The sequence below is a fragment of the Xylanibacter caecicola genome (assembly GCF_013166515.1).
GTDB lineage: Bacteria > Bacteroidota > Bacteroidia > Bacteroidales > Bacteroidaceae > Prevotella > Prevotella caecicola.
Window position 1 is genome coordinate 1 of record NZ_JABKKJ010000029.1, and the last position, 12,545, is coordinate 12,545.

Here is a 12,545-nt window from a genome sequence, read left to right on the forward strand (position 1 = left end):
TTTAGATCCATACTCACGAGATTTGATACAACCGTATCCAGTTGGAAAGGATGGAATTATCTCGCATTTGCTGTGGTTTTTCTTAATAAAATTCACAAATCACAAAAGTTTAAATGAGTTCTATATTATACATTTATAAATATCTATAGAAAACGTCTGTCACATCTGCCACGTGTCACGTGCGGCAAGCAACGGCATGATAATGCCATTGGGGCAATATCGAAAAGTCAAATCAAGTGCATGGGATTTCGCAAACAGCGTATTACAGAATGAAAACAAATGGTTTGTGCAATGGAAACAAGTGGTTTTTGTAATGAAAACAACCGTTGGCTTTTCAGAAAGTCAATCACATGTGGAAAAACAGGGAAACACTACAGAAGAACGCAAAGATAAGAGGAATGAATGCAACATGTAAGCAAAAAGAGGATGAAAAGGATTTTGTCAAAATCAACAGAATGAAAAATGACATGAAAGAAGCCATACAAAAAAAGCAACGGGGACGAAAGAAGAGAATGAGAGAAGCCCTGTCAGGCTTCTCTCTGTTTTGTTCCCATGCGTGCTTCGACAACGTTGATGACGTAGTCGCCGAGCTTCTCGCACTCGCTGATTATATCCATGTACATCGTACCTATGGCGTATGTGTACTCATGATTGTTCACATCGTTGATGTTCTGGCTCTTAAGCTGGTTGCGATAGTTGTTTATCTCGTTCTCTATGTTGAATGAGCGGTTTACGTCGAGATTGTCCTTGCGTCCGGACAGCATGACATTCATCTGACTAAGACAGTCATCCGTAAGCTCGAACATCTGGTGCAGATGTTCATACTGCTTCTCCGTAAAGTCCTCCTTACCCTTGATTTTACGGTTTATGGTACGTGCCACATTGTAACAACTGTCACCGATACTTTCTATTTCGGATATCTCGCGGAGCATGGCGCGTATCTTGGCTTTCGTCTCGTCACTGAGATGTGCATCGCTTACTTCGTCAAGATACTTGGCAATCTCTATCTCCATATTGTCTGATATGCCTTCATACTTCTCTATACGTGTGAACAGTTTGACAAACGCACTCTCATCCTTGGTTGCCAGCAGTTCGCGAACCATGGAGAACATGCGCTGTATGCGCTCGGCAAACGACTGTATTTCCTTACGTGCCTCAAGTACTGAAAGCTCAGGAGTCTGCATTATACCGCCACTGATAAAGCGCAGACGGAAGTCGTCTTCGTCCTCGGCGTTGCGGCGCGGCTTGATGACACGGCATACGATTTTCTCTATCTGTGGTATGAACCATATAAGTATTGCCGTGTTGGTGATGTTGAACATGGTATGGAATGCCGCCAGAACAAACGACAGTTTGGCTGCATTTGCCATAAATCCCGGCTCACCCTTGACCATGGTGTCATCGTATCCAACAACCGAACATACCACATGAATAAAGGGACGGAACACGCAAAGGACCCAAACGACACCGAACAGGTTGAAGAACATGTGGGCAAAAGCGGCACGGCGCGCCTGTGTATTGGCTGTGAGTGCGGCAAGGTTGGATGTTACCGTGGTACCGATGTTCTCGCCCATTACCAATGCTATACCTTGATATATAGGCAGCACGCCGCTTGAACACAATATCATTGTTATCGCCATTATTGCTGCGGAAGACTGCACGCACATGGTGAGCACGCTTCCAAGGAGCAAGAATACGATTGTGGTGACAAACGAGTCGGGGTCGAAAGACGCGAAGAAACCAAGCACGGCTTCATTTCCGCCAAGGTCCATGTCGATACCAGTCTGGCGCAACGTGCCGAGTCCGAGGAACATAAAGGCTATACCAAATAAAAAATCGCCGAAACTCTTACGTTTTTTAGAATAGATAAGAATTATGGCGATAAAGAAAGCCGGATATACAAAGTCGGTGATATTGAACGAGAAGCCTGCACTCATTATCCATGCAGTAAGCGTCGTACCGATATTGGCACCCATGATAACGGATATTGCCTGTGCCAGCGTGAGCAGTCCGGCATTGACAAACGACACGGTCATTACCGTTGTTGCCGTACTCGACTGCACCGAAGCTGTAATAAAAGTACCTGTGAGCATTCCCGCTATGCGGTTTGTGGTCATCGCCTGCAAGACATGGCGCAATTGCGAACCTGCCATTTTCTGCAAGCTCTCGCTCATCGATTTCATACCGTACATCAGCAATGCCAACGAACCGATAAGCTTAAAAAAAATCCAAATCGACATATTTAATATTAAAATTTAATGTACACCGTCCTTTTATATCAAGTTTTATTTGTAGCTTTACGACATATTAAACAAGTTAAAGCCGTATCACAATGAAACAGACCGTACAAATTCGATGCAAAAATAATAAAAAAATAAAAAACATTGCTATAGGAAGTACACTTTCTGACATTTTTCGTGAATTTAATTTAAATATGACTTACCCTCCGGTAAGTGCAAGGGTCAACAACAAAGTGGAGGGGCTTAACTATCGGGTCTACCATAATAAAGAGGTGGAATTTATAGACATCACGTCATCGTCCGGTTCGAGGGCATACACACGCACATTGTTCTTCGTGCTCTGCAAAGCCACGCACGATCTTTACCCCGACGGAAAAATCATAATAGACATACCTGTTTCCAACGGATACTACTGCAATCTTAAAATAGGAAGACCTATAACAAAAGAAGATGCAGACCGCATACGCACCCGTATGAAAGAAATAATAGACGCGGCAATTCCCATACAACGGCACGAAAGCACCACAAAAGAAGCCATTAAACTGTTTACCAAGCTCGGCACGCATTCCAAAGTGAAACTTCTGAACAGCGTAGGACGCTTGTATACCACTTATTATGAGATAGACGGATACATGGACTATTATTACGGCACGCTGCTCACCAACACAAGCCAACTGTATTTTTTCGGTCTTGAGATGTACTACGAGGGATTGCTGTTACGCATACCATCGCGCGACAATCCCGAAAAGCTCGGCGAACTGATAAGCCAGGACAAGATGTTCGAAATATTCCAGGAGCATCACCGCTGGCAGAACATATTGGGTATAAGCACCGTTGGCGACTTCAACGAGGCAGTGGCACACGGACTGTCGACAGACCTTATAAACGTATCCGAAGCGTTGCAGGAGAAGAAGATATCGCGTATTGCCGATGAAATTGCAAGCAGAAGCGATGTAAGGGTTGTGCTGATCGCCGGTCCGTCGTCCAGCGGAAAGACAACTTTCTGCAAGCGTCTGTCCGTGCAGTTGCTCACTTGCGGTATAAAGCCCGTACAGGTTTCGCTCGATGATTATTTTGTTGACCGCGACAAAACACCTCTCGACGACAAGGGCGACTACGACTACGAGAGCATATACGCCCTTAACATACCATTGCTGAACAAACAGTTCAACGCCCTGTTTGCCGGCGAAGAAGTAACAATACCGCGATACAACTTCCAGACGGGAAAGAGCGAAAAGAACGGGAGACGGTTGAAACTGAACGAGAACAATGTACTGCTCGTGGAAGGAATACACGCTCTTAACCCTCAACTGACGGCACATATACCCGAAAATCAGAAGTTCCGTATATATGCCTCGGCACTTACAACAATACTTCTCGACAACCACAACTACATCCCGACAACGGACAACCGACTGCTGCGCCGCATCATACGCGACTACAAATATCGCGGTGTGACGGCACAGGAGACCATACGCCGCTGGCCGAGCGTGCGGGCAGGTGAGAACAAATGGATATTCCCGTATCAGGAAAATGCAGACATGATGTTCAACACGGCAATGCTTTTCGAACTTGCCGTAATAAGAACGCAGGCAGAACCGCTGCTCGAGCTTGTTCCGGAGAACGCCGAGGAATATGCAGAGGCATACCGCCTGCTTAAGTTCCTTAAATATATAACGCCGATACAATACCGACAACTGCCGCCGACATCGTTGCTGAGAGAGTTCTTGGGAGGAAGCTCGTTTAAGTATTAAGTCGGCAGGAAGATATTTGCGGACATAACATGTCACGGGAATGTGTCCCGAACTTGCCAATAGGCGACTCATCTTGTTGGCAAAAACAGTAAAATATTTGATAGAAAACAAAGTATTTATTGGTTTTCTATCAAATATTTTACTGTTTTTCTCTATTTCCGGTTTACTTTATACACGATTAACCCGCCAAAAGAAAAGTTGTGGAAGTTTTCGTTTAAAATGATACTTTTTAGAAATCAGGCAACTTCTATTTTTTCTCTTTTGCACAACGGTCATATATCAATCTGACTGTAATTGCCGTACAGTCAAATATATTTAATGTAGAAGAAGTACCACCATCGCCTGGTGAAACTATTTTACTATCCTTTAAGCAATTCGATGAAAGGCTTTTCCAATTGCCTCCATACGCATCACCTGTAATATCTGTAATGCTATAATAATTATGCTTGTGCTCTTTTATATCGTTTATTTGAGCATTATTTGTTAGTTCGGCGAAATTACCGCTCATGTCAAATATGCCGAGCTCATTACTGTTTTTAGTTGCGGCAGGATGAGAGTGGGAACCACTATTTGAACCATACCATGCAACATCGTTAATATCATTACTTCCGCTATAAGTATATCCTTTACTTTTGTTACCGCCTTGATAAGCATATTTCCATTCTTCGGAAGTAGGTAGACGCCAATACAATCCTGTTAGTTCTATCAATTTTGCCAAATATGTTTTAAACTCATATTTGGTGATTTTGTTATCTTTTTTGTCCAAATCTTTTAAAGTGAATGGCATCTGTTTGTCACCAAAAGTAAGTAATGCTCCCGGAAGTAACTCAGTTTGCATAATACTAAAATCCCCCAATGGACCGCCTTCTACTTTAATCATTTTATATTTTACTCCGTCCATAATATAAGTGAGCGGTTCTGTCTGGAAACTGTTGACCTCTCCCCAATATTTGATACCGTCTATTACTGCATATGCTCGGTAATAATACTTTTCATCATCCAATAATCCATCTAAAGTGAGTTTAAAGTTCCCACCGGTAGATATGCCATTTACACTTCTGCATTCATCCAATTTCAGTTCTGCATTCAAACCATAAACGAAACCAACTTCACACTCTCCTTCTGCGCCTTTAAGTACACCGCTTACTTCTGCGTTTGTTGCCTTTACGACGGCATTATCATTTGTTTTTACTCCATACGCATCAATATAATAAATAAGATCTTCGTTACCATCATTTATAATAATGGAAATACTGCTTATACTTTTTACCTTAAAAGTCTGAGTTTCACCGTCCTCATCATATTTAATCGTCAGGAACATTGTACTTTCATTAAATTCATAATGTATTTTCTCTACATCTTTTAATCCCATTACGTATTCCTCTATAGAGCCGGTACCGTCATTATTGAAAGTTATCATCTGATAGTTACCACCACCGTAATCACATTTCCAAGAACCGACAAGTGGCGACACCGTAGTGGATACAGTCTTCTTGCCGCGGAACGTCAGGTTATACTCATCGCTTTTAAGAGTAAAACTCTGATTTGTCATATCAATAATGTCCAACTTTCCGGCAAACACAGCCTTATCTGTTTTTTCTACCATATTTACAGTCTTGCCATAGACATTATATGTTCCGCTGTATTCAAACGGATACAACGACCATGTACCATCACCTTGCATATAATAATCTTTCGCTAAGTACCGACCATTGGATTTAAATGTAATTTCCACCTTGCACGGACCATCATCATCGTAATCTACAGTCCAGTCACCTACAATCAGTTGAGCATAATCATCCTGATTGTCTCCGCCTTCATTATCTCCGACACCTCCACCAATCGTTACATCATCGTTGTTGTCATCATCTCCGCCACATGATGCGAAGAAAGTTCCCGCCATGCAAACGAGCATGGCGAGAACAAGGGAATTAAATTTCAGGTACTTCATAAAGTTACTTTTTTACACGTTTATCAAACATTAATTATCAAAATTCTTTTATCATATAATTTTTACTGCCAACAGAAACCCATACTGACGGTTCATAATATCTTACCGCTTCTTTTTCGTATTTATCAAGATATTTCATAAGGTCTTTACACAATTCCTTATCATCATTAGTCCAACCATTAGGATCTGTATCTAACAGATTCTTATATGCCACATAATACATGGCACATTCATTGCAAATGTCTTCACGCGGATACTCCATACCAAACAAATAATATAACCAGAACGGTATGTCAAACTCGGCAATAAACTTATTACCAGAATTACGACAAACATATTTAGAACAAAGTGGTTTAATATTTGCTTGATCTCCAACAGAGACAGTCGTTATTCCATTAACATCTCCATGTCCGATGCCAAACTCTATTTCTTGATTCTTTATCACGTTGTGAAGAGTAGACGTAATTTTAAAATGCCAAACATAATTGGAATATTCACCTGTCACCACAACATTTTCCGATATCAACTTTTTGATATTATTTTCTTCCTGCAACTCTTCGTCTGATTTTATATGATTAAAATTCTCATCAATCCATTCCCTATCCGAATAAGATATCGCCTCTTTAGTATAGACATTGTCTTTGCCAATAAGACTTCCTCCATTAAACATAAACTCTAATTCCGTATAATCAGACGTTTCCAATACTACTTTAGAACCTTGCGTTGTATATCTTACGGTCTGAGCATCATTCTCATACGATGTACCGTCATCGGAATAATAATGTTTACGGAAATACTTTATAACACATTCGTAGTCACTTACAAAATAAAGCGTAATCTCATAATCATCTGTTATTATCCATTGATAATCATCACCAACCAAAGGCTCATCACTTGTCCTGCACACCCATTTAGACTGTTGCAAGGCAGAACGTATATCACCTGATGACGTTTCTTCACTATCCGAACATGAAGTAAACCCAATCCCTATAATCATCAATAATATAGAGAATACTATATTGTTTACTGTCTTCTTCATAATTTTTTAATTAAATGGTATTATCTCTCAATCTTTAAATACGGTTGTAATACCTACCATTATCATTCCGTTCTTTATGACATCCTTTGTTTTGAACTCTCCGGCATCAACCATATAGCCAAGATTCAGGTATATATCGTTTCCTTTCTTTGTTTCCAACAGTTTTAATCCGACAGATAAATCTGCAATCGCTCCATATAAAAATTTACTTTTATCATCCTTTTGTAACTTCCCATACTTATCTAACTTCATAACATCATAACTACCATATCCGAGGTAAGGATAAATTTTTCCTTGGATATAAAAGTTGTCATTATATATTATATGATTCCCCAATCCGACTCCAAAATAAAATGCCATCGTGTTAAGATCATCTTTTCCAAATTTCAGGTTAGAGCTCATTCCATATGATACTATTATATATTTTGTTGCGTAACCGTTAAATGCAAATCCGTATACTTTTGCTTTAGACTGATATAGCAAATCAAATGACATAATCCTTTCGTTTGGAATAATATCTTTATTCTTTATCGTCTCATTCTCCTCTGTTTGTATGGTGTTTATAATATTTGTTACACCGACATTATTATCCTCCTGTTGTATGTTTTGCTTTTCATCCTTCTCATACACGCTACTGCTTTTTGCCGGAATAACTATTTTCATGCCTGCATAAAAGTTCCCGTCTGTATTAGGATTTGCTTTTATAATATCATCCACTGTTACACCATGAGCCTGTGCTACACTCTCGATCGTTTCACCACGCTTAATTTTATACTCCGTTGCCGTTGTCTGTCCTTTAACACATGTTACAGACATCATCAACAACATTGTTGTAAAGACTTTTAATGCTACCTTTTTCATAAATATATTTTTTACTGTTTATAATTGAATGATCAGAAAATTGGACACACTCCAGAACTTTGTAGGACTGATTATTTTCAATGTACATGTTCCATCTCCATTGTTTACCAACTGATATGAATTGCCGGAAGGTACAGGCGTAAGTATCTTCGGTTTACTTGAACGTAATTGTATTTCGCGGAAATCCCGGATATCAACAGATGTAAACTTGCTTTTATCTATAGCACTATAGTTTATTTTCTTTTTAGAAAGAAATCCTCCCTTTAAGATACCTGCCCGTTGCAACTCTTTCTTTGTACCTATCTTTACAAAACATTCGTTAATGGCTTCATCCTGAACACTAAGTGCTTCATTAAGTATTTGGTTTTTCTTTTCCGTCTTTTCCATTGTCGTGCGCATTGAAGCCATTGTTGTACGCAGTTCTCTTATATCCTTATTCTTTTTGCCTACATCATTTCTCAGTTGTTGTATCACGGCTTCTTTCTCAGACAACTGCTGATTCAAGAAAGACACAATGCTTTTCATCTTATCAACACCAACAGTATTCATGCCTTTAATAGAATCCTGCAACTGTTGAATTTTAGTTCTCTGCTTGTCAAGCAACTCTTCGAAGAAATGAAGATTTTGCATTATCTGTGCCTTGCTTAAAAGCACTCCATCTCTATCTCTGTTGGAACAAAGGATGTCTTCTTGCATTGCTATGCTGTCCAGTCCTGCAGCTATAGCTGTTACAATAGAATTCAATTCGTTTAGTTGTTTCTCTTTTTCCTGGCTGACTCTCATTATAGAATCTCTTTCTTCTATAAACTTAACCATACTGTCATTGCTGTTGCCACATGAAGATATGAAACATGTAATTAAAATAAAGAACAAGAAAGAAATACAGTTTTTCCCCATTTTGTGATTATAAATATTTTGAAATTAATGATGTTAAATATCTGATGCAAAGATAATGCAAACCGAATGCAATGAAACTTGTTTCAAATTACTGAGGTGCTGCTTATCTTATGCAAAGGTACAACATCATTAACTCTTTTTCACAGAATGGGCGTATCACAAGCAACGACACTTGTGTCGCATACTATTTGTCATCATCAGTATCGATATTATCTGACAGATCGCGGAAGAAGTTGTGTTCAAGTATCACGGATATGCGCTGAAGCAGGGTTGTGTCAATGCTCTCGCGCTTGAATATATCATAAACGTTCTGCCTGTTGCAATAAAGCTTGCGGGCAAACCATGCCACGGTGCGCTCCTTCTCGCGCAACACAGTCTCTATTCTTTTGCCTATATGCATCATAGCTGTTCTGTAAATACATTGAAAGCCGAACAACCCTAAGCTCTCCTTTATAATATATAATAAGGTGGGACATAAAGAAAAAGGCGGGGAGTCCTGACTATTGTCTATCCCGTCTTTGGGCCTTCGCACTGCCACACCTATAGATAAACAATACAGCAGCCCCACGCCCATGCAGTATACATAAATACACAATAAGAAAGACGAGAGAACAGTTTACATCTGTCCCGTCAATCTGTACATGCAAGTATATGCACACGTGAGCGTTGCCATTGTAGATATCTTTATAGGTTTTGAATGTGCGAAGTTCAAAGACGAAAGATAACGTTATAGTAACGCCTTGTTTTTAATTATGTCGCCCATGCCGGCAATCATATCATGCCATTACGGACATTGCAAAATTATAGCTTTTTTCTCATATTTATGCTTATGACGGATATAATTTTATGCAACGGAGCATAAAAAAGCAACAACACTTACACGGGGTATGATGTACGGTGTTACAAAAGGTCGTGTTTCAGGGTGCAGGATGCCGTCTTTCAGAACGCGAAACGCCACCTTTTATAATATAAAAGATAACATCGTCTTTATCAACAACATACACAGGCGGATATTCAAAAAAGGATTTGCCATTGCTAAAGCAAAGCGACACACGATGCGGAATATTGCGCTAAAAAACTTATTTTTATATCGTTTAAAATTAAATCACTTAAATTTTGTTTTCTCAATAAACTTTACGACCTTTGCAGAATATACATACAAAACACTGAAAAACAACAAGTTTAAATAAAACTCATTATGACAGAAGAATTGGAAGTAAAAGAATTGGATAACGTCGTGGTGCGCTTCTCAGGCGACTCCGGCGACGGTATGCAATTGGCGGGAAACATTTTTTCTACTGTTTCTGCCACTATCGGCAACGGTATATCCACTTTTCCGGACTATCCGGCAGACATACGTGCCCCGCAAGGCTCGCTTACAGGCGTGTCGGGATTTCAGGTTCACATAGGCGGAGGCAAAGTCTACACACCCGGTGACAAGTGCGATGTGCTGGTGGCAATGAACGCTGCGGCACTGAAAACACAATATAAGTTTGCAAAACCACAGGCTACAATAATAATAGACACGGACAGTTTCGGACAGAAAGATCTTGAAAAGGCACAGTTCAAGACCGAAGATTATCTGGCAGAGATGAACATCGACGCCGACAGGGTTGTGGCATGCCCTATAACAAAGATGGTAAAAGACTGTCTGGCAGACAGCGGCATGGACAACAAGTCGGTACTGAAATGCCGCAACATGTTCGCCCTCGGACTGGTATGCTGGCTCTTCAACCGCGACATAAGTTTGGTTGAGAACTTCCTGCGCGACAAGTTCGCGAAGAAACCTGTAATCGCCGAGAACAACATAAAGGTGGTAAACGCCGGATTTGACTACGGGCACAACGTACATGCAAGCGTTCCGGCAACATACAGGATTGAGTCAAAGGACAAGGTGAAGGGACGTTATATGGACATCACGGGCAACAAGGCGACTGCCTACGGACTGATTGCCGCTGCCGAAAAGGCAGGCATGCGCCTGTTCCTCGGCTCCTACCCCATCACCCCCGCCACGGATATACTTCACGAATTGGCAAAGCACAAGAGCTGCGGTGTGATAACGGTGCAGTGTGAGGATGAGATTTCGGGCTGCGCAAGTGCCGTGGGTGCATCGTTTGCAGGTGCCCTCGCCGCCACATCCACATCGGGACCGGGCGTATGTCTGAAGTCAGAGGCAATGAACCTTGCCATAATCGACGAGCTGCCTTTGGTGATAATAGATGTACAGCGCGGAGGTCCGTCCACAGGACTGCCTACAAAGAGCGAGCAGACAGACCTGCTACAGGCTCTTTACGGAAGAAACGGCGAGTCGCCCATGCCGGTAATCGCCGCGACAAGCCCCACAAACTGTTTTGACGCCGTATATTCGGCTGCAAAGATTGCCGTAGAGCACACCACTCCCGTAATACTTCTTACAGACGCTTTCGTGGCAAACGGTTCGGCGGCATGGAAACTGCCGGAGATAAACGAGTTGCCGGAGATAAAGCCACATTATGCAACGCCTGACATGAAAGACGGATACACACCATACAAACGCGACGCCGAGACACTGGCACGCTATTGGGCTGTGCCCGGACAGGAGGGCTTCGGACATATTCTCGGCGGTCTTGAGAAAGACGGAGACACGGGTGCAATATCCACAGACCCGGAGAACCACGACAAGATGTGCCGCATTCGTGCAGAAAAGGTTGCACGAATCCCCGTGCCCGACGTAGAAGTTCACGGCGACAAGGACGATGCCGAACTGTTGATAGTAGGCTTCGGCGGCACATACGGTCATCTCTATTCGGCAATGGAAGAGATGCGCAAGGCTGGAAACAAGGTCGCCCTAGCCCACTTCAGCTATATAAATCCGCTACCAAAGAACACCGCCGCCGTGCTTACTAAATATAAAAAGGTGGTAGTTGCCGAACAAAACCTCGGACAGTTTGCCGGATACCTGCGCATGAAAATAGACGGTTTTGTGCCTTATCAGTTCAATCAGGTGAAGGGACAGCCGTTCGTGGTGGAGGAACTGGTGGAGGAGTTCACTAAAATAATTAAGAGTTAAGAATTAAGATGATGGTTTATAAACAACAATAATCCTCAACAACCGTAAACAAACATATTGCTACAAACAATGTATCTCCTGTTGTTGTAGGGACATATTCTTGTATTTGTCCGCCGCATCTGCAATAAAGACATTCATACGTCACTGAGAATGAATACGCTACCAAACAGAAAGAACTGTCGTCTTTACGGATATGACTATTCTACAAATGGGAATTATTTCATTACCATTGTGACTAAAAACAGATGCAACATGTTCGGGCATATCGAGAACGGAAATATGTACCCTAACGATGCAGGAAGAATGGTATACGATACGTTTACAGAAGTATGCAAACATAACTATGGAATAATGATAAACGACATTGTAATAATGCCCAATCATATACACTGCATAATAACTATTACGGATAAGTCAAAAAGCAGTCTGCCGACAATCATTCGTTACATAAAAAGTAAGACAACGGTGGAATATATACATGGAGTAAAGAAATACGGATGGAAACGTTTCGAGCGCAATCTTTGGCAACAACGGTTTTATGACCATGTAATACGCAATCAAAGGGTATATGACCTGATACGTAATTATATATTTAATAATCCGAAACGTTGGGACAAAGATAAATTAAATCTCTCGTGTACAGACGGTGCAGATAACATCGGTCTGATGATAAAACAATATGAACAGGGCGGACAAATACAAGAATATGTCCCTACAATGGGATGAAACATTTTCGTAATCATATCATATCCGC

9 protein-coding genes and 1 pseudogene are annotated in these 12,545 nt (G+C 41.2%); 4 read left to right on the forward strand and 6 right to left on the reverse strand.

Annotated features, from left to right (window positions below):
* A pseudogene (locus HPS54_RS12950) lies at positions 1-117 on the forward strand (IS5/IS1182 family transposase); the annotation flags it as partial.
* A gap of 410 nt (positions 118-527) precedes the next feature.
* On the opposite strand, the gene HPS54_RS11430 reads toward HPS54_RS12950, so the two are convergent.
* Positions 528-2,240, reverse strand: a complete 1,713-nt coding sequence (locus HPS54_RS11430) for a Na/Pi cotransporter family protein (protein ID WP_172345583.1) — start codon at positions 2,238-2,240, stop codon at positions 528-530.
* A gap of 92 nt (positions 2,241-2,332) precedes the next feature.
* Here HPS54_RS11430 and HPS54_RS11435 point away from each other — a divergent pair, with 92 nt between their 5' ends.
* Positions 2,333-3,994, forward strand: coding sequence for a nucleoside kinase (locus tag HPS54_RS11435; RefSeq protein ID WP_172345584.1), 1,662 nt, complete (start codon positions 2,333-2,335; stop codon positions 3,992-3,994).
* Between the two features lie 247 nt (positions 3,995-4,241).
* Here HPS54_RS11435 and HPS54_RS11440 read toward each other — a convergent pair whose 3' ends face one another.
* The 5 genes from HPS54_RS11440 to HPS54_RS11460 form a co-directional block, all read right to left on the reverse strand.
* Entirely contained in the window at positions 4,242-5,945 is a 1,704-nt protein-coding gene (locus HPS54_RS11440) for a formylglycine-generating enzyme family protein (protein ID WP_172345585.1), read from the reverse strand.
* Between the two features lie 37 nt (positions 5,946-5,982).
* On the reverse strand, positions 5,983-6,984 hold the full coding sequence (locus tag HPS54_RS11445) for a hypothetical protein (protein ID WP_172345586.1): 1,002 nt from the start codon (positions 6,982-6,984) through the stop codon (positions 5,983-5,985).
* 27 nt (positions 6,985-7,011) lie between these two features.
* The gene (locus HPS54_RS11450; RefSeq protein WP_172345587.1) at positions 7,012-7,845 is read right to left on the reverse strand and encodes a LysM peptidoglycan-binding domain-containing protein; all 834 of its coding nucleotides are present in this window, start codon (positions 7,843-7,845) and stop codon (positions 7,012-7,014) included.
* 18 nt (positions 7,846-7,863) lie between these two features.
* Entirely contained in the window at positions 7,864-8,742 is an 879-nt protein-coding gene (locus HPS54_RS11455) for a Cbp1 family collagen-binding glycoprotein adhesin (protein ID WP_479272371.1), read from the reverse strand.
* Positions 8,743-8,926: 184 nt separating this feature from the next.
* Positions 8,927-9,145: an XRE family transcriptional regulator gene (locus HPS54_RS11460; RefSeq protein ID WP_172345589.1), complete on the reverse strand. Its 219-nt coding sequence runs from the start codon at positions 9,143-9,145 to the stop codon at positions 8,927-8,929.
* Between the two features lie 795 nt (positions 9,146-9,940).
* Here HPS54_RS11460 and HPS54_RS11465 point away from each other — a divergent pair.
* Both HPS54_RS11465 and HPS54_RS11470 read left to right on the forward strand, forming a co-directional pair.
* Positions 9,941-11,791, forward strand: a complete 1,851-nt coding sequence (locus HPS54_RS11465; RefSeq protein WP_172345590.1) for a 2-oxoacid:acceptor oxidoreductase subunit alpha — start codon at positions 9,941-9,943, stop codon at positions 11,789-11,791.
* Between the two features lie 150 nt (positions 11,792-11,941).
* Positions 11,942-12,517, forward strand: a complete 576-nt coding sequence (locus HPS54_RS11470) for an REP-associated tyrosine transposase (RefSeq protein ID WP_172345591.1) — start codon at positions 11,942-11,944, stop codon at positions 12,515-12,517.
* Positions 12,518-12,545: the final 28 nt, after the last annotated feature.

Excerpts from the sequence above, each read along its gene's own strand:
- HPS54_RS11430 (WP_172345583.1), bottom strand. The coding sequence starts at position 2,240 with ATGTCGATTTGGATTTTTTTTAAGCTTATCGGTTCGTTGGCATTGCTG.
- HPS54_RS11435 (WP_172345584.1), top strand. The coding sequence starts at position 2,333 with ATGAAACAGACCGTACAAATTCGATGCAAAAATAATAAAAAAATAAAA.
- HPS54_RS11440 (WP_172345585.1), bottom strand. The coding sequence starts at position 5,945 with ATGAAGTACCTGAAATTTAATTCCCTTGTTCTCGCCATGCTCGTTTGC.
- HPS54_RS11445 (WP_172345586.1), bottom strand. The coding sequence starts at position 6,984 with ATGAAGAAGACAGTAAACAATATAGTATTCTCTATATTATTGATGATT.
- HPS54_RS11450 (WP_172345587.1), bottom strand. The coding sequence starts at position 7,845 with ATGAAAAAGGTAGCATTAAAAGTCTTTACAACAATGTTGTTGATGATG.
- HPS54_RS11455 (WP_479272371.1), bottom strand. The coding sequence starts at position 8,742 with ATGGGGAAAAACTGTATTTCTTTCTTGTTCTTTATTTTAATTACATGT.
- HPS54_RS11460 (WP_172345589.1), bottom strand. The coding sequence starts at position 9,145 with ATGATGCATATAGGCAAAAGAATAGAGACTGTGTTGCGCGAGAAGGAG.
- HPS54_RS11465 (WP_172345590.1), top strand. The coding sequence starts at position 9,941 with ATGACAGAAGAATTGGAAGTAAAAGAATTGGATAACGTCGTGGTGCGC.
- HPS54_RS11470 (WP_172345591.1), top strand. The coding sequence starts at position 11,942 with ATGAATACGCTACCAAACAGAAAGAACTGTCGTCTTTACGGATATGAC.